This window comes from Streptomyces sp. NPDC032940 (assembly GCF_040636935.1).
Lineage (GTDB): Bacteria > Actinomycetota > Actinomycetes > Streptomycetales > Streptomycetaceae > Streptomyces.
Window position 1 is genome coordinate 96,949 of the sequence record NZ_JBEZVJ010000004.1, and the last position, 16,565, is coordinate 113,513.

Annotated in this window: 16 protein-coding genes; 7 read left to right on the top strand and 9 right to left on the bottom strand. The window is 71.8% G+C overall.

What is annotated here, in order from left to right:
- Window positions 1–16 precede the first annotated feature (16 nt).
- On the top strand, window positions 17–808 hold the full coding sequence (locus AB0E77_RS07415) for a S16 family serine protease (protein WP_361566891.1): 792 nt from the start codon (window positions 17–19) through the stop codon (window positions 806–808).
- 19 nt (window positions 809–827) lie between these two features.
- Here the strand turns inward: AB0E77_RS07415 and AB0E77_RS07420 are convergent, their stop codons facing one another.
- Genes AB0E77_RS07420 through AB0E77_RS07440 form a run of 5 tightly spaced genes read right to left on the bottom strand, consistent with a single transcriptional unit; the run spans window position 828 to window position 5,081 of the window.
- Window positions 828–1,793, bottom strand: coding sequence for a glycine betaine ABC transporter substrate-binding protein (locus AB0E77_RS07420; protein ID WP_361566893.1), 966 nt, complete (start codon window positions 1,791–1,793; stop codon window positions 828–830).
- Window positions 1,790–2,599, bottom strand: a complete 810-nt coding sequence (locus AB0E77_RS07425) for an ABC transporter permease (RefSeq protein WP_361567507.1) — start codon at window positions 2,597–2,599, stop codon at window positions 1,790–1,792. Before AB0E77_RS07425 ends, AB0E77_RS07420 begins: the two co-directional genes overlap by 4 nt.
- A gap of 44 nt (window positions 2,600–2,643) precedes the next feature.
- A complete protein-coding gene (locus tag AB0E77_RS07430) occupies window positions 2,644–3,927 on the bottom strand; it encodes a betaine/proline/choline family ABC transporter ATP-binding protein (RefSeq protein WP_361566896.1) in 1,284 nt (427 codons plus the stop codon).
- Window positions 3,920–4,567, bottom strand: coding sequence for an ABC transporter permease (locus AB0E77_RS07435; protein WP_361566898.1), 648 nt, complete (start codon window positions 4,565–4,567; stop codon window positions 3,920–3,922). Before AB0E77_RS07435 ends, AB0E77_RS07430 begins: the two co-directional genes overlap by 8 nt.
- Window positions 4,568–4,595: 28 nt before the next feature.
- The gene (locus AB0E77_RS07440; RefSeq protein WP_189231007.1) at window positions 4,596–5,081 is read right to left on the bottom strand and encodes an Lrp/AsnC family transcriptional regulator; all 486 of its coding nucleotides are present in this window, start codon (window positions 5,079–5,081) and stop codon (window positions 4,596–4,598) included.
- Window positions 5,082–5,206: 125 nt separating this feature from the next.
- Here AB0E77_RS07440 and hppD point away from each other — a divergent pair, with 125 nt between their 5' ends.
- Entirely contained in the window at window positions 5,207–6,352 is a 1,146-nt protein-coding gene (gene hppD, locus AB0E77_RS07445; protein ID WP_361566901.1) for a 4-hydroxyphenylpyruvate dioxygenase, read from the top strand.
- A 43-nt stretch (window positions 6,353–6,395) separates the two neighbouring features.
- Here hppD and AB0E77_RS07450 read toward each other — a convergent pair whose 3' ends face one another.
- Complete coding sequence (locus AB0E77_RS07450) at window positions 6,396–7,808, bottom strand: tetratricopeptide repeat protein (protein WP_361566904.1); 1,413 nt, start codon at window positions 7,806–7,808, stop codon at window positions 6,396–6,398.
- Window positions 7,809–7,900: 92 nt separating this feature from the next.
- Between AB0E77_RS07450 and AB0E77_RS07455 the strand changes: the two genes are divergently transcribed.
- Window positions 7,901–9,325 carry an FAD-linked oxidase C-terminal domain-containing protein gene (locus AB0E77_RS07455; protein ID WP_361566907.1) on the top strand — a complete coding sequence of 475 codons (1,425 nt, stop codon included), beginning with the start codon at window positions 7,901–7,903 and terminating at the stop codon, window positions 9,323–9,325.
- 13 nt (window positions 9,326–9,338) lie between these two features.
- Here the strand turns inward: AB0E77_RS07455 and AB0E77_RS07460 are convergent, their stop codons facing one another.
- Window positions 9,339–9,752, bottom strand: a complete 414-nt coding sequence (locus tag AB0E77_RS07460; RefSeq protein ID WP_361566910.1) for an SsgA family sporulation/cell division regulator — start codon at window positions 9,750–9,752, stop codon at window positions 9,339–9,341.
- Window positions 9,753–10,025: 273 nt separating this feature from the next.
- Here AB0E77_RS07460 and AB0E77_RS07465 point away from each other — a divergent pair, with 273 nt between their 5' ends.
- Window positions 10,026–11,558 carry an RDD family protein gene (locus tag AB0E77_RS07465; protein ID WP_361566913.1) on the top strand — a complete coding sequence of 511 codons (1,533 nt, stop codon included), beginning with the start codon at window positions 10,026–10,028 and terminating at the stop codon, window positions 11,556–11,558.
- A gap of 177 nt (window positions 11,559–11,735) precedes the next feature.
- Window positions 11,736–12,413 (top strand): RDD family protein, encoded by a 678-nt coding sequence (locus tag AB0E77_RS07470; RefSeq protein WP_361566914.1) that lies wholly within the window; start codon window positions 11,736–11,738, stop codon window positions 12,411–12,413.
- Window positions 12,414–12,449: 36 nt separating this feature from the next.
- Here the strand turns inward: AB0E77_RS07470 and AB0E77_RS07475 are convergent, their stop codons facing one another.
- On the bottom strand, window positions 12,450–12,728 hold the full coding sequence (locus AB0E77_RS07475; protein WP_361566917.1) for a hypothetical protein: 279 nt from the start codon (window positions 12,726–12,728) through the stop codon (window positions 12,450–12,452).
- Between the two features lie 403 nt (window positions 12,729–13,131).
- On the opposite strand from AB0E77_RS07475, the gene AB0E77_RS07480 reads away from it, so the two are divergent.
- Window positions 13,132–15,483 (top strand): immune inhibitor A domain-containing protein, encoded by a 2,352-nt coding sequence (locus AB0E77_RS07480; protein ID WP_361566920.1) that lies wholly within the window; start codon window positions 13,132–13,134, stop codon window positions 15,481–15,483.
- 134 nt (window positions 15,484–15,617) lie between these two features.
- Window positions 15,618–15,944, top strand: a complete 327-nt coding sequence (locus AB0E77_RS07485; protein ID WP_361566923.1) for a hypothetical protein — start codon at window positions 15,618–15,620, stop codon at window positions 15,942–15,944.
- A 20-nt stretch (window positions 15,945–15,964) separates the two neighbouring features.
- Here the strand turns inward: AB0E77_RS07485 and AB0E77_RS07490 are convergent, their stop codons facing one another.
- Entirely contained in the window at window positions 15,965–16,552 is a 588-nt protein-coding gene (locus tag AB0E77_RS07490; RefSeq protein ID WP_361566926.1) for a nicotinamidase, read from the bottom strand.
- Window positions 16,553–16,565: the final 13 nt, after the last annotated feature.

Sequence of the window (16,565 nt, forward strand, 5' to 3'; positions counted from 1 at the left end):
ACGTTAGATTAAGGGCGTGCTCTCTCGTCTCACGCGGCCCAAGGCTGTTGCCGTCTGTGCTGTGCCCGTCGTCGCGTTGTTCGCCACCGCGGCGTTCGCGCCCCTGCCGTTCTCCGTCGCGCAGCCGGGGTCGACGGCGGACGTGCTCGCGGAGTACCAGGGCGACGAGGTGATCCGGATCTCGGGTGCGCCGGTGCGGGACACCGAGGGGCAGCTGCGGATGACGACGATCGTGGCGACCGGACCGGACGCGCGGGTGTCGCTCGGTGATGTGCTCGGCAACTGGTTCGACACCGACCGGGCCGTGATGCCCCTGGACGCCGTGTACCCCGAGGGCGACGGCGTCAAGGAGATCGAGAAGTACAACCTGGACCAGATGCGGGAGTCCCAGGACACGGCGACCACGGCCGCCCTCGACTACCTGGACCTCGACCCGGCCGACGTGGACGTCCAGCTGGACCTCGGCGACATCGGCGGCCCCAGCGCGGGACTGCTGCTCTCCCTCGGCATCGTCGACAAGCTGGACGGCGACGGCGGCGGAGGCGATCTGACCGGCGGCCGGACCATCGCCGGCACCGGCACGATCAGCGCCGACGGCAAGGTCGGCGCCGTCGGCGGTGTGCCGTTGAAGACGCAGGCCGCCCGGCGGGACGGGGCCACCGTCTTCCTGGTGCCGAAGGCCGAGTGCTCGGACGCGCGGGCCGAGCTCCCGAAGGGGCTGCGGCTCATCCCGGTGACCACCCTGAAGGGCGCGATCGACGCCCTGCGGGCCCTGGACTCGGGCAAGGGCGACGTCCCCTCCTGCTGAGCGGCGCCGCCTGCCGGGCTCAGCCCTCCTTCACGAAGCCCTTCTCCTTCAGCCAGTCCAGCGCCACCTGGTGCGGGTCCTCCCCGTCGACGTCGACCTTCGCGTTCAGGGTCTGCGCGACGTCGTTGGTCAGCGCCTTGGTGACCGGGTCGAGGACGGAGGCGATCGCCGGCCACTTCCTCAGGGTGTCGGTCCTGACCATGGGCGCCGCGTTGTAGTTCGGGAAGAACTTCTTGTCGTCCGCCATCACCACCAGGTTCATCGACTTGATCCGCCCGTCGGTGGTGAACACCTCGCCGTACGTGCAGGCGCCCTTGGCGGTCTGCGTGTAGATGATGCCGGTGTCCATCTGGGTGATGTTCCGCTGCGGGATGCTCATCCCGTACGCCTTCTCCAGGCCCGGCAGGCCGTCGGCGCGGTTGGCGAACTCGCCCTCCACGCACAGCGTCACGGCGGAGGGGTCCTTCTCGGACAGCTCGGCCACCTGCGACAGCGTCCTGGTGCGGTACTTGCGGTAGTTGGCCTGGTTCATCGCCAGCGCGTAGGTGTTGTTCATCGGCGCCGGCGGCAGCCACGTCAGCCCCTTCCTCGCGTCCGCGTCCCGCACCGCCACCCACTGCTGGTGCGGATCGGGGATCGGCTCGCTGTTGCCGAGGTAGGTGATCCAGGCGGTGCCCGTGTACTCGTACGTGGCGTCCGCGTCGCCGTTCTCCACGGCCGCGCGGGTGCCGACGGAACCCTGGATGCCCGTGCGGTCGAGCACGTCGGCCCCGGCCGCCTCGAAGGCGATGCCCATGATCGCGCCGAGGATCAGCTGCTCGGTGAACTCCTTGGAGACCACGGTGAGGTCGGCGCCCTTCAAGGGTTCGCCCCGCCCGATCGTGCCCGGCTTCACGTCGTCCACCATGGGGGAGCCGCTGGTCAGGCCGCAGCCGGAGGCCGCCACCAGGACCGCCGCCGCCAGCAGACCCGTACGCCGCCTCATGTCCCCACCTCCAGGCCGCGCGGGCGCAGCAGCAGTTCGGCGAGCGAGGCCAGCCAGTCCACCAGCAGCGCCAGGGCGACGGTGAGGATCGAGCCCAGCACCAGCACCGGCATGCGTTGGCTGGTGATGCCGGTGGTGATCAGCACGCCCAGGCCGCCGCCGCCCCCGAACACGGCCAGCGTCGCCGTACCGACGTTCAGCACCAGGGCGGTGCGCACCCCGGCCAGGATCAGCGGGACGGCCAGCGGCAGCTCCACCCGGGTGAGCACGCCCGTCGGCGACATGCCGATCCCGCGCGCCGCCTCCAGCAGCGTCGGGTCGTTGGCCCTCAGGCCCGCGATGGTGTTGGAGAGCACCGGCAGGATGGCGTAGATGATGATGCCGATCAGCGCCGACCGGCGGCCGATGCCGAGCCAGATCACCAGCAGGGCCAGCAGACCCAGGGCCGGCGTGGCCTGGCCCATGTTGGCGAACGCCATCGCCACCGGGGTGGCCTTGCGGAACATCCTGCGGGTCAGGAGGATGCCCAGCGGAATGGCGATGACCAGCACGAAGAAGGTCGAGATCGCCGTCAGCTGGATGTGCTGCCACAGGGCCTTGGTGACCGCGCCGCGCGCCAGGGCGTTCTGGCTGAGCGCGTCGAGTGACGCCTGCCGGAACCACAGCCAGGTCGCCAGCAGCACCAGCACCAGCACCGCGGGCAGCACGGTCAGCTTCTGCCAGGTGACCCGCGGGGCGCTCCGGGCGGGCTCCGGCCGGCGCGGTTCCCGCTCCTCGTCGCCGTCGTCCGGGTCGGTGAGCGCCATGTGGCTCCCGTGTCCGCCCTCGTCCGGCCGGCCCGTCGGTGACCTCACGCCTTCGCCGCCCCTCCGAAGCCCTCCTGCTCGGAGTGCGTCCGGTCGGCCCGCGCCTCCTCCAGGTCGTGCCGGTGCTCCAGGGCGTCCAGCCGGTCGGCCTCCAGCAGCTCCTGCACCGAGTTCATCAGCGTCTCCATGTCGACGACGCCCGTGTACTCGCCGCGCCGCCCGGTGACCGCGACCCGCCCCGTGTTGTCCGTCAGCACGGCCTCCAGCGCGTCCCGCAGCGTCGCGTCCCGCGTCACCGTGTCGCTGACCAGCGTCCCGGCCCGCGCGAGGGAGCCCTTGGCCCGCATCAGGTCGCCTCGCCGCAGCCACTTGTAGGGGCGGCCGCGCCGGTCCAGCAGCAGGATCTCGTTGGTGCCGGAGTCCCGCAGCCGGTCGAAGATGTGCTGGAGCGGGTCCTCCACGGTCACCGTCGGATAGTCGGTGACCTCCACGTCCCGCACCCGGGTCAGGTTCAGCCGCTTCAGGGCCGCCCCGGCGCCCACGAAACCGGAGACGAAGTCGTCCGCCGGGTTGGTGAGGATCGCCTCCGGGGTGTCGAACTGGGCGATGTGGGACTGCTCCCGCAGTACGGCGATCCGGTCGCCCAGCTTGATCGCCTCGTCGAAGTCGTGGGTGACGAAGACGATGGTCTTGTGCAGCTCGCGCTGGAGCCGGATCAGCTCGTCCTGGAGGTGGTCCCGGGTGATCGGGTCGACCGCGCCGAACGGCTCGTCCATCAGCAGCACCGGCGGATCCGCCGCCAGCGCCCGGGCCACCCCGACCCGCTGCTGCTGGCCGCCGGAGAGCTGGCGGGGGTAGCGGTCGTGGAACTCCCCGGGGTCCAGCCCCACCAGGTCGAGCATCTCCTCCACCCGGGACCGGATCCGCGACTTCGACCAGCCGATCATGCGGGGCACCAGCGCGATGTTCTGGGCGACGGTCATGTGCGGGAAGAGCCCGGACGACTGGATCGCGTAGCCGACCTTCCGGCGCAGCTTCACCGGGTCGATGTCGGTGACGTCCTCGCCGTCGATGCGGATGCGTCCGCCGCTCGGCTCGATCAGCCGGTTGATCATCTTCAGGGTGGTGGACTTCCCGCAGCCCGAGGGGCCCACGAAGATGACCGTCTCGCCCGCCTTGATCTCCATGGAGACGTTGTCCACGGCGGGCAGCGGGCTGCCCGGGTAGCGCTTGGTCAGGTTCTCCAGCTCGATGGTCGCGCCGGTGGTGCCCGCGGGCCCCGGGGCGTCCGGCGCGTCGGCGGAGAGGGTCTCGGGCGTCTCAGACACGGATCCCCCGGGAGATGGTCAGCCGGCCCAGCAGGACGTAGGCGGCGTCGAACAGCAGGGCCAGGACGATGATGCCGAGCGTGCCCGCGAGCACCTGGTTGAGCGCGTTCTTGCTGCCCAGCGACGCGATCCCGCGGAAGATCTCGTTGCCGAGGCCGGGCCCGGAGGCGTAGGCGGCGATCGCCGCGATGCCCATCAGCATCTGCGTCGAGACCCGGATGCCGGTCAGGATCGGCGGCCAGGCCAGCGGCAGTTCCACCTTCAGCAGCCGCGCCCACCGCGACATCCCGATGCCCGTGGCCGCGTCCACCAGCGCCGGGTCCACGCCGCGCAGCCCGACGATCGCGTTGCGCACGATGGGCAGCAGCCCGTACAGCGTCAGCGCGGTCACCGTCGGCGGGACGCCCAGCCCCACGACCGGGATGAGCAGACCGATCATGGCCAGGGACGGAATGGTCAGGATGGTCGCGGTGGTGAGCGTCGCCATGTTCCCGGCCCACTCGCTGCGATAGGTGACGACACCGATCAGCACCCCCAGCAGCGTCGCCACCACCATGCACTGGAAGACGGCGCTGGCGTGCTGATAGGCGTCGGTGAGCAACTGCTGGTGGCGGCTGCCGAGAAACTCCCAGAAGTTCACGTCGGCTCACCTCCGGGCCGGGGCGGTCTCACTCACGTCGTCGGTCGCGGTCCTCGGCCGCCTGCTCCACCAGCGGGATGATCCGCAGCGGAACGGGGTTCTCCATCACGATCGCCGTGGCGGCCCGGACGATGCCATCAAAACCGACAACCCGGTCGATCACCCGTTGGAGATCGGCGTTCGAGCGGGCCACCAGCCGGCACAGCATGTCCCCGGTACCGGTCGTCGTGTGCAGCTCCAGCACCTCCGGCACACTCGCCAAGTGCGCCCGGACATCGGGCCCTTGACCCTGTCGGATCTCCAGCGTCGCGAACGCCGTCACCGGGTAGCCGAGCGCCGCCGGGTCCACCTCCGGACCGAACCCGCGGATGACTCCGTTCGACTGAAGCCGGTCCAGCCGCGCCTGCACCGTGCCGCGCGCCACCCCCAGCCGCCGGGACATCTCCAGCACCCCGATCCGGGGCTCCCGCGCCAGCAGCCCGATGATCCGCCCGTCCAGACGGTCGATCCCCATCCCGCACCCCTCCCGGCTGGTCATCCTGTACAGATCGCCTGCCGTGACCGGCATTTCACTGGGCAGAGTGCCCAGTGGGAACGCAAACTATTGCGCACCTTGCGGACGCGGGAGACCCTGCGGCTATGACGCAGACCACACACCACACTCCCGACACCGCCCGGCAGGCCGACCCCTTCCCGGTCAAGGGAATGGACGCGGTCGTCTTCGCCGTGGGCAACGCCAAGCAGGCCGCGCACTACTACTCCACCGCCTTCGGCATGAAGCTGGTCGCCTACTCCGGACCGGAGAACGGCAGCCGCGAGACCGCTGCTTACGTCCTGGAGAACGGCTCCGCCCGCTTCGTGTTCACCTCGGTGATCAAGCCCGCCACCGAGTGGGGCCGCTTCCTCGCCCAGCACGTGGCCGAGCACGGCGACGGCGTCGTCGACCTCGCCATCGAGGTCCCGGACGCGCGCGCCGCCCACGCCTACGCCGTCGAGCACGGCGCCCGCTCCGTCGCGGAGCCCTACGAGGTCAAGGACGAGCACGGCACCGTCGTCCTCGCCGCCATCGCCACCTACGGCGAGACCCGTCACACCCTGGTCGAGCGCACCGGCTACGACGGCCCCTACCTGCCCGGCTACGCCGCCGCCGCGCCGATCGTCGAGCCGCCCGCGCAGCGCACCTTCCAGGCCGTCGACCACTGCGTCGGCAACGTCGAACTCGGCCGCATGAACGAGTGGGTCGGCTTCTACAACAAGGTCATGGGCTTCACCAACATGAAGGAGTTCGTGGGCGACGACATCGCCACCGAGTACTCCGCGCTCATGTCCAAGGTGGTCGCCGACGGCACCCTCAAGGTCAAGTTCCCGATCAACGAGCCCGCGGTCGCCAAGAAGAAGTCCCAGATCGACGAGTACCTCGAGTTCTACGGCGGCGCCGGCGTCCAGCACATCGCGCTGAACACCAACGACATCGTGCAGACCGTCCGCACCATGAAGGCGGCCGGCGTCGAGTTCCTGGACACCCCCGACTCGTACTACGACACGCTCGGCGAGTGGGCCGGCGAGACCCGCGTCCCGGTCGAGACCCTGCGCGAGCTGAAGATCCTCGTCGACCGCGACGAGGACGGCTACCTTCTGCAGATCTTCACCAAGCCGGTCCAGGACCGTCCGACCGTCTTCTTCGAGATGATCGAGCGCCACGGCTCGATGGGCTTCGGCAAGGGCAACTTCAAGGCCCTGTTCGAGGCGATCGAGCGCGAGCAGGAGAAGCGCGGCAACCTCTGACCGCGCCGGCCGCTCCGGCCGACGCGAGCGGCCGACCGGGCGGCTACGCGGGCGGGCCCTCCACCGAGGGCTCGCCCAGGTCCGCCAGCGCCTGCCGCGCCTCGGGCGCCCGCAGCGGCGAGAAGTACGGGTTGATCGTCAGCGCCTCCCGCAGATGCCGCCGCGCGGGCCCGTACTGCTCCAGCGCCCGCTCGATCATCCCCCGGTGGAACATGTGCAGGGCGCTGCGCACCCCGCCGCCGTGCTCGCCGTCCGTCGCGATCGCCGCGAACCGCAGCGCCTCCTCGTGGTCACCGGCCCGGTACAGCGCCCAGCCCAGCGCGTCGGCCACCTCGATCCCCGGCTGCCGCTGCCACTCCGCCTCCAGCGCCTCCACCGCCGCCTGCGGATCCCCGTGGTCCGCCTCGAACCTCCCCACCACCAACTCCTCGTCCGCCCCCGCCTCCTCGGCGTCCCGCACCTGCCTGCGCAGCAGGTCGAACTGCACCCGCGCCGCCGGCTCCATGCCCAGCGACTGGTACAGCTCGCCCAGCTCCAGCGCGTACTGCGGGCACGGCCGCTTCGCCAGCACCGCCTGGTAGGCGTTCATCGCCTCCGCCGTCCGCCCCAGCGCCGCCAGCGCCCGGCCCTCCCCGGCCCGCGCGGCCCGCTCGTCGGGGTCGGTGCGCAGCGCCGCCCGGAAGTACCGCAGCGCCCCCTCACGGTCCCCGCGCTCGAACGCCAGCCGTCCGGCCTGCTCCAGGTACGCCGCCCGCTCGGCCGGGCGCCCGGCGGCGGCGGCCGCGTCGGAGATCTGCGCCGCCGCGTCCTCCCGCCAGCCCAGGTCCCGGTAGACGGCGGCGGCCCGCGCCCGCACGGCCGGCAGGCCCGGACGCAGCTTCCGCATCCGGTCCAGGGCCCGCCCCACCGCCTCGTGGTCGCCGAGCCCCGTGTACGCGTCGATCAGCACCGCGTGCACCGTCCACCGCTTCGGCGCCAGCTTCAGCGCGCTCTCGCCCCACTTCCGCGCCTCGGGGAAGTCCCGCCGCTCCACCGCCAGCGCCGCCAGCGACTCCAGGGCCTGCGGATCGTCCCGCGCCCCCACCTTCAGCGACGTCCGCAACGCCTTCTCGGCCTTCGGCCAGTTCGCGGGGATCGCGGTCCGCCGGCCCTGCTCCACATAGGCCGCGCCCAGCACCGCCCACGACGGCCCGTCCAGCGGATGCGCCCGCAGGTACTTCTCCCGGTCGCCGATCAGCACCGCCAGGTCCCCCAGCGCGGCCGGCGCCCCACCGGTCACGGCCCCGCGCGCCAGCGCCGCCGGGCCGGGCGCGGGCGGGGGAGCGGAACCGCCTTCCCAGGGCAGCAGCACCAGCACCCCGCCGAGGACCACGCAGCCGGCGGCGGAGGCGAACAGCACCCGGCGCACGCGCCGCTTCCGCGGGCCCGGCACGGCGCTCGACCTCTGGATGTCCATGCCGCACACTGTGCGTCAATACGACGAGCACACCCGGGCAGGCGACGGGTGCCGTCGACGGGGTTCACACCGATGGCCCCGGGTGCGACGCTGTGATCATGAGCCGTATCGAAGCGCCTCGCGACGGAGACGACGCAGCCCCCGCGGTCACCGGCACCCTCGTCGACCGGCTGCTCGCCGGCCTGCCCCCCGAGGCCGTCCTCACCGACCCCGACGTCACGGCCTCCTACGCCAACGACATGGCGAGCTTCTGCCCGGCCGGCGCCCCCGCCGCGGTCGTCCTGCCGCGCACCGTGGAGGACGTCCAGCACGTCATGCGCACCGCCACCGAGCTGCGGGTCCCCGTCGTCCCGCAGGGCGCCCGCACCGGTCTGTCCGGCGCGGCCAACGCCACCGACGGCTGCCTCGTGCTGTCCCTCACCAAGATGGACCGCATCCTGGAGATCAACCCGGTCGACCGCGTCGCCGTCGTCGAACCGGGCGTCGTCAACGCCACGCTCTCCCGCGCGGTGGACGCACACGGCCTGTACTACCCGCCGGACCCCTCCAGCTGGGAGATGTGCACCATCGGCGGCAACATCGGCACCGCCTCCGGCGGCCTGTGCTGCGTCAAGTACGGGGTGACCGCCGAGTACGTCCTCGGCCTGGACGTCGTCCTCGCCGACGGCCGCCTGATGTCCACCGGCCGCCGCACCGCCAAGGGCGTCGCCGGGTACGACCTCACCCGCCTCTTCGTCGGCTCCGAGGGCTCCCTCGGCATCGTCGTACGGGCCGTCCTCGCGCTGCGGCCCAAGCCGCCCGAGCAGCTGGTGCTGGCCGCCGAGTTCGCCTCCGCGTCCGCCGCCTGCGACGCGATCTGCCGGATCATGGAGGGCGGGCACGTGCCGTCCCTCCTCGAACTGATGGACCGTACGACCGTCAAGGCGGTCAACGACCTCGCCCACATGGGTCTGCCGGAGAGCACCGAGGCCCTCCTCCTCGCCGCCTTCGACACCACCGACCCGGCCGCCGACCTGGCCGCCGTCGGCGCGCTGTGCGAGGCCGCCGGCGCCACCGAGGTGGTCCCCGCCGAGGACGCGGCCGAGTCCGAACTCCTCCTCCAGGCCCGGCGCCTGTCCCTCACCGCCCTGGAGGCCGTCAAGGGCACGACGATGATCGACGACGTGTGCGTGCCGCGCTCCCGGCTCGGCGACATGCTGGAGGGCATCGAGCGCGTCGCCGCGAAGTACGACCTCACCATCGGGGTCTGCGCCCACGCGGGCGACGGCAACACCCACCCCACCGTCTGCTTCGACGCCTCGGACCCCGACGAGTCCCGGCGCGCCCGCGAGTCCTTCGACGAGATCATGGCCCTCGGTCTGGAACTCGGCGGCACCATCACCGGCGAGCACGGCGTGGGCGTCCTGAAGAAGGAGTGGCTGGCGCGCGAGATAGGCCCGGTCGGACTGGAGATGCAGCGGGCCGTCAAGCAGGTCTTCGACCCGCTCGGCATCCTCAACCCGGGCAAGCTGTTCTGACCGTCCGGCCGCACTACCGGGCGAGCAGTTCGGCCAGCCCGTCGTCCAGACCGAGCTGCGCGCCCTCGGCGCCCGGCGGCACCACCCGCAGGGTCCGCTCCAGCCAGGCCGACACCTGAGCCGCCGGCGCCTCCAGCAGGGCGTCCCCGTCCGGGCTGCTCAGCGCCATCAGGACGACGCTGCGGCCGTCGGCCTTCGACGGCCACACCCGCACGTCCCCGTGCCCGCACGGCCGGAACACCCCCTCCACCAGCAGCTCGCGGGCGAACGTCCAGTGCACGGGGTGGCCGGAGTCGATGTGGAAGGTGATGTGCAGGGCGTAGGGGTCGTCGGCGAGGTAGGTGAGCCTGGCCGGGACCGGCACGCCGTACTCGGGCGACAGGACGAGCCTCAGCTCCAGCTCGCGTTCCACGATGGTGGTGTGCATGACGGATGGTTCCTCTCTCGTACGGTCCGCGCGGGCGGGTCCGTGACGGGCCCGCACGAGGGAGAGCGGCTTCGGCCGTGAGCGTTACGCGGGTTCGCGGAACTTTTTTCCGGCGGTTCTCCGGGGCCCCCGGACTCCTCTTGCGTGTGAAGGTCCGTGCACGAGGTTGCCCGGAAAGGGGCGGGTACGGCGGGACTGGCCGTGCGGGTTGCGCCGGTCTGATAGATGTGGAGGCCCCCAAATCAACCCCCGAGCAGATACGGGACGACGGACATGAGCGCCCCAACCCCGGCCCCCGGCGACGACAGGCCCCGCGAAGGGTATTACCCGGACCCGTCCATTCCTGGATACGTCCGGTACTGGAACGGTGCCTCCTGGGTGGCCGGCACCAGCCGGCCGGCGCCCAAGGACGGTGAGCCGCTCGCCCCGCCGCCCGGCGTGGTGCCCGCGGCGGCCCCGGCGCCCGCGGCGGCCTCCGCGGCCTCCGTGGAGGAGACCGGGCCGCACTTCTTCGACGAGGATCCCGTCGAGGACCCGGTCGCGGACCCGGTCCAGGAGCCGCCCGCCGGCGCCGCTTCCCAGCACGGCAGCCGTCCCGAGCCCGCCTCCGCCTGGGGCGCCGACCCCACGGCGCAGGCCGGGAGCGGTCGCGTCGCGTGGCCCGACGCGCAGGCCGCCGACCCGAGGGTGCCGCACGCGAGGACGGGGGGCTCCGGCGACCCGGCCTCCGGTCCGGCAGCGCCGGTGCAGGGTGCCTCGCCGGCCGAGCAGTCCGCCGCCGGTTCCGCCGCCGTCGGTTCCGCCGCCGGGCAGGCCTCGGGGGACGCCGCACCCGCGGACGCGGAGCGCGGGGTCGGCAGCACCTTCGTCTTCCGCCGCCCGACGGCCGGACCGCAGGCCGCCCAGGCCGCCGACGCCCCCGCGGCCGACGAGGGCACCATCACCTTCCGCGCGGTCCCGCCCCGCGCGGCGTCCGGCGGGGCCCAGGCGGCCGCCGCCCGTGCCGCCGTCCAGGGCACCGCGGGCCCCCGGCAGGCCCCCTCGGGGCCGCAGCAGGCGGGCGCCCCCGCCGGGCCCGCCGTCCCCCGGCAGAACGCCGCACCCCAGCCCCAGCCGGTCCAGCAGCAGCCCGTGCAGCCCCAGCCCGTGCAGCCCCAGCCCGGCGGCTCGGCCGCCCCGGTCGCCGTCGGCCCCGGCGGCGGACAGTCCTCCTGGGCGCAGCAGGTGCACCGGCTCGCCGGAGCGGGCGGGGACGAGCAGCCCGTCGCGCCCTGGAAGCCGCCCGTCGACGACGTGTTCCAGGCCGCCGCCCGCCGCCAGGCCGCCGCACGCCCCGCCGGGCTCGGCAAGCGGCTGGCCGCCCGGCTGATCGACACCGTCGTCCTGGCGGCCGTCACCGCCGTGGCCGCCGTACCCCTCGGCACCAAGGCGGTCGACCACGTCGACGAGAAGATCGACGCGGCCAAGCTCTCCGGAGAGACCGTCACCGTCTGGCTGCTCGACGGCACGACGGGCACGTACCTGGGCATCGTGCTGGCCGTCCTGCTGCTCTTCGGCGTCGTCTACGAGGCGCTGCCCACCGCCAAGTGGGGCCGCACGCTGGGCAAGAGGCTGCTGGGCCTGGAGGTGCGGGACATCGAGGCCCACGACGCCCCGTCCTTCGGCGCCGCGCTGCGCCGCTGGCTGGTCTACAGCGTCCCCGGCCTGCTGGTGGTCGGCGTCGTGGGCGTCGCGTGGTGCCTGTTCGACCGCCCGTGGCACCAGTGCTGGCACGACAAGGCGGCCGGCACGTTTGTCGCGGGCTAGCTTTTCGGATGGGCGCCGTGAGGTGTCCGTCTCGTGGTCGGGTGCGGGTGCGTGGGGGTTGCTCGCGCACCCGCACCCGACGACGAAACCCGCACCCCCTCCCCGAACGGCGCACTTCCGTCCACCGGACGGCCCTCGGCGGATGCGCCGTGGAAGTGCCCGGGGTCCACTCGGGCCATGAGCAGCGAACCGCCCCACGGCCCCGGCGGGCAGCAGCCCGAGGACGACCCGTTCAGGAAACCCCCGCCCCCCGGACCGGGCCAGGGCGGTGCGGGCTCGCCGTACGACAATCCGCCGCCGTACGGGGGCGGCGAACCCCCGCCCGGCGGCGGTCCCTACGGCGGCGGAGGCCCCTACGGCGGTGATCCGTACGGCGGCGGTTCCTACCCCTCCGACCCGCTGGCCGGCATGCCGCCGCTCGCGGACAGCGGCCGGCGCACGCTCGCCCGCATCATCGACATGATCCTCGTCGGCATCGTGGTCTGGCTGCTCAGCTGGGCGTTCAACGTCCAGGAGTACACGGTCGACGGCGACGACGTCGAGGTCGGCAAGTCCTTCGGGCAGTCGCTGATCGCCGCCGTGCTCTACATCGCCTACGACACCTATCTGACCGCCCGCACCGGCCAGACGCTCGGCAAGAGGTGGCTCGGCATGCGGGTGGCCGACCTGGACAACGGTGCCACGCCGTCCGTGCAGACGTCGCTGATCCGGGCGCTCGTGCTGTGGATCCCGTTCGCCTTCTGCTGCGCCTGTGTGTGGACGGTCATCGCGGGCGGCTGGAGCTTCTTCGACAAGCCCTACAAGCAGGGCCTGCACGACAAGGCGGCCAAGACCGTGGTCGTCAGCACCCGTTGAGGACCCCAGGGACCACGGCGGCCACCGGCAGCCCGGTCAGGCGGCGCGGCCCCGCACCGACTCGCCGGCGCCCGCGTGGACCCGGGAGGCGGCCGGTACCGGTTCCTCGGCCGCGGCGGGCCGCACCGCGCTCACCGGGCGGGTCCTCGGCAGCGGGACCGTCACGGCGACCAGCAGCCCGAGGGCGAGGGCGGCGACGGCGATGACCGCGACCCCCGGACCCGAACTCGTCCGGGACAGCAGCAGCATGGCGAGCGTCGAGAAGATCACGGTGCACGAACCGTAAGCGAACTGGGCGGCAGTCGGACGGGGCATGGCCATCGTGTCCTCGGAAGACGATCTGTGGGTAGGACCGGCTGTCGGCCTGGCTTTCCGCCGACCCCCGGGCGTTCCGCCAAACGACTCTAACGGGCTGTGTGCCCTAGTGGAACAAACAGTAAGCGTGACCTAACCGACAGGGCAGATGCACGGGGGGCGCACGGATTCATGGTGTCGGACACGGGACCTCTTCCACGCGCCCGCGGGCCGTGGACGGTGTCCGCAAAACGAACGGCGGCTCCGCATAGTGCACTTGTTCTGCTCAAGTCAAGGTCTGTCTTTTCGCGTGAACCTCTAGTCCAATGTCGTCACTTGACTACACGCGTTGCTCACGTGTGCGCGGACTTTGCCATGCCCTGGTCCCCCGATCCGCGCGCGTGGACGCGGGGGAGGAACTCAAGTGACCAGTAGATCCTGGACGTTCAGAACGGCGGCCACCGCCGTCGCACTCGCCGCGGCGGGTGCCACGCTCTCCGCCGCCACCGTGGCGTACGCGGACGCGCCCGTCCGCCCGGCAGCCGCGGAGGGCAACGACCCGCACCCGGCCAAGGGTATGGACTCGCACGACCTCGACGGCCCCCTCAGCAAGACCCAGGAGGCCCAGCGCCAGGAGGCGCTGAACCAGGTCATCTCCGGCAAGGCCTCGGTGAAGAAGAAGGACGGCTCCAGCGTCGTCCAGCTCAAGAGCAAGAAGGGCGACGCCAAGTACGTCGAGCTGGGCCGGGAGAAGACCGACAAGATCTTCACCATCCTGGTCGAGTTCGGCGACAAGGTGGACAGCCGCTACGGCGGCGAGGCCGGCCCGCTGCACAACCAGATAGCCAAGCCGAACCGCAAGACGGACAACTCCACGGCCTGGCAGGAGGACTACGACCAGCAGCACTTCCAGGACCTGTACTTCGGTTCCGGCAAGGGCGTCGACTCCGTCAAGACGTACTACGAGAAGCAGTCCTCGGGCCGCTACTCCGTCGACGGCGAGGTCACCGACTGGGTCAAGGTGCCCTACAACGAGGCCCGTTACGGCAACAACGCCTGCGGTGACACCAACTGCCCGAGCGTGTGGAACGTCGTCAGCGACGGTCTGAACGCCTGGGTCGCCCAGCAGAAGGCGGCCGGCCGCACCGACGCCCAGATCAAGGCCGACGTGGCCCGCTTCGACGAGTGGGACCGCTACGACTTCGACGGCGACGGCGACTTCAACGAGCCCGACGGCTACATCGACCACTTCCAGATCGTGCACGCCGGCGAGGACGAGTCCGCGGGCGGCGGCGTCCAGGGCACCGACGCGATCTGGGCCCACCGCTGGTACGCCTTCGGCACCGACGCGGGCGCCACCGGCCCGTCCGACAACAAGCTCGGCGGCGCGCAGATCGGCTCCACCGGCGTCTGGGTCGGCGACTACACCATCCAGCCGGAGAACGGCGGACTCGGCGTCTACGCCCACGAGTACGGCCACGACCTCGGTCTGCCGGACCACTACGACACCGCCGGTGGCGACAACTCGACCGGCTTCTGGACGCTGATGTCGTCCGGTTCCTGGCTTGGCACCGGCCGCAACGAGATCGGCGACCTGCCCGGCGACATGAACGCCTGGGACAAGCTCCAGCTCGGCTGGCTGAACTACGACACCGCCAAGGCGGGCGTCAACTCCTGGCACAAGCTGGGCGTCGCCGAGTACAACACCAAGCACAAGCAGGGCCTGGTCGTCGAGCTGCCGAAGAAGGCCGTCACCACCGAGATCGTCCCCCCCGCCCAGGGCCAGACCCAGTGGTGGAGCGGCAGCGGTGACGACCTGAAGAACACGCTCACCCGCAGCGTCGACCTCACCGGCAAGACCTCGGCCTCCCTCAGCCTCGACGCCTGGTACGACATCGAGGCGAACTACGACTACCTCTACACCGAGGTGTCCACCGACGGCGGCGCCAACTGGACGGCCGTCGACGGCACGTTCGACGGTCGGCCGATCGAGCGCGACGGCAGCGACAAGCCCGCCCTGAGCGCCTCCGTCGACGCCTACGGCAAGCTCGTCTACCCGCTGGACGCGTACGCCGGCAAGAAGATCGACCTGCGCTTCCGCTACCAGACCGACGGCGGTCTGGCGATGAAGGGCTTCACCGCCGACCGGATCACGGTGACGGCCGACGGCCAGGCGCTCTTCTCCGACGACGCCGAGACCGCGGACGCCGCGTGGACCGCGAAGGGCTTCACCCGTCAGGGCGCGTCCTTCACCAAGGACTACGCGCAGTACTACATCGCCGAGAACCGTCAGTACGTGTCGTACGACAAGACGCTGAAGGTCGGCCCGTACAACTTCGGCTTCACGGACCGTCCGGACTGGGTGGAGCACTACCCGTACCAGAACGGCCTGCTGATCTGGAAGTGGGACACCTCCCAGGCGGACAACAACACCAGCCAGCACCCCGGTACCGGCCTGGTCCTGCCGATCGACTCGCACCCGACGGCGATGACGTGGAAGGACGGCACCCTGCTGCGCAACCGCATCCAGGCGTACGACTCGCCGTTCAGCCTCTACCGCACGGACGCGATCACGCTGCACAAGGCGGACGTCGCGAAGTACTTCCCGGGCTCGAAGGGCGTCTCGGTCTTCAACGACCGCAAGAACACCTACTACGACCCGGCGAACCCGACCGGTGGTGTCAAGATCACTGACACCAACACCCAGATCAAGATCCTGAAGGAGGCCAAGGACGGCTCGACGATCGAGCTCGAGGTGGGCTCCGCAGGTCGGTAAATAGCATCTGCGCAGGTCAGCACATGATCGGCGGCGACCCCCTGGCGGGTCGCCGCCGATCCGTGTTTAGGTGCGTCCTGTGGCTCTCTTATTGACACCGGTTCCCGAACCGACCGACACGGGGGTATGACCGCATGGCCGCAGGAGGCTTCTGCAAGCTGCCGAACGGCACGGTGGTGGTGGCACTGAACCTGCCCAGCCCCGCCGCCGCCGAGGGCAACGTCCGCGTGCTCGTCCACGCCCGGAACCGGGCGCGCGCCCTGACCAGGCTGCGCAACCTGGGCCTGCGCGCGGTGTACCTGCGGGGCAACGCGGCGCCACCGACGCCGGACGAGATCACGGCGGTCCTGCACCATCCCGACGGCCTGATATGGCGCACGGCCCCCGTGGGCGGCGCCCTCGTCCAGGAGCTGTGGCACCCGATCCGGGCCCTGCTCAGGCGCCCGACGGCCCAGACCTAGGCCCACGGAGCGGCACGGCCCTACTGGACGACGGGCTTGCCCGACAGCTCCACGCCCGCCTCACGCAGCTCCTCCAGCGCCCGCTCGGTCGTCTCCGGGGCGACTCCCGCGGTCAGGTCGAGCAGCACCTGTGTGCGGAAGCCCTCCCGGGCGGCGTCCAGGGCGGTGGCCCGCACGCAGTGGTCGGTGGCGATGCCGACGACGTCGACCTCGTCGATCTGGCGGGAACGCAGCCAGTCGGCGAGGGTCGTGCCGTTCTCGTCGGTGCCCTCGAAGCCGCTGTAGGCCGCCGAGTACGCCCCCTTGTCGAAGACGGCGTCGATGGCGCCGGAGGCGACGGCGGGGGCGAAGTTCGGGTGGAAGCCCACGCCCTCCGTGCCGGCGACGCAGTGCGCCGGCCAGGAGTGGACGTAGTCGGGGTTGTCGGCGAAGTGGCCGCCCGGCGCTATGTGGTGGTCACGGGTGGCGACGACGTGGCGGTAGCCGGCGGGCGCCTGCCCGATCAGCTCGGTGATGGCGGCGGCCACGTCGGCACCGCCGGCCACCGCGAGGCTGCCTCCCTCGCAGAAGTCGTTCTGCACGTCTACGACGATCAGGGCGCGGCGCATGGTCGGTGTCCTT

What these genes read in the sequence shown, in the direction of transcription:
- AB0E77_RS07420 (WP_361566893.1), bottom strand. Translation starts at nt 1,793, where the DNA reads ATGAGGCGGCGTACGGGTCTGCTGGCGGCGGCGGTCCTGGTGGCGGCC.
- AB0E77_RS07425 (WP_361567507.1), bottom strand. Translation starts at nt 2,599, where the DNA reads ATGGCGCTCACCGACCCGGACGACGGCGACGAGGAGCGGGAACCGCGC.
- AB0E77_RS07440 (WP_189231007.1), bottom strand. Translation starts at nt 5,081, where the DNA reads ATGGGGATCGACCGTCTGGACGGGCGGATCATCGGGCTGCTGGCGCGG.
- hppD (WP_361566901.1), top strand. Translation starts at nt 5,207, where the DNA reads ATGACGCAGACCACACACCACACTCCCGACACCGCCCGGCAGGCCGAC.
- AB0E77_RS07450 (WP_361566904.1), bottom strand. Translation starts at nt 7,808, where the DNA reads ATGGACATCCAGAGGTCGAGCGCCGTGCCGGGCCCGCGGAAGCGGCGC.
- AB0E77_RS07460 (WP_361566910.1), bottom strand. Translation starts at nt 9,752, where the DNA reads ATGCACACCACCATCGTGGAACGCGAGCTGGAGCTGAGGCTCGTCCTG.
- AB0E77_RS07465 (WP_361566913.1), top strand. Translation starts at nt 10,026, where the DNA reads ATGAGCGCCCCAACCCCGGCCCCCGGCGACGACAGGCCCCGCGAAGGG.
- AB0E77_RS07470 (WP_361566914.1), top strand. Translation starts at nt 11,736, where the DNA reads ATGAGCAGCGAACCGCCCCACGGCCCCGGCGGGCAGCAGCCCGAGGAC.
- AB0E77_RS07475 (WP_361566917.1), bottom strand. Translation starts at nt 12,728, where the DNA reads ATGCCCCGTCCGACTGCCGCCCAGTTCGCTTACGGTTCGTGCACCGTG.
- AB0E77_RS07485 (WP_361566923.1), top strand. Translation starts at nt 15,618, where the DNA reads ATGGCCGCAGGAGGCTTCTGCAAGCTGCCGAACGGCACGGTGGTGGTG.
- AB0E77_RS07490 (WP_361566926.1), bottom strand. Translation starts at nt 16,552, where the DNA reads ATGCGCCGCGCCCTGATCGTCGTAGACGTGCAGAACGACTTCTGCGAG.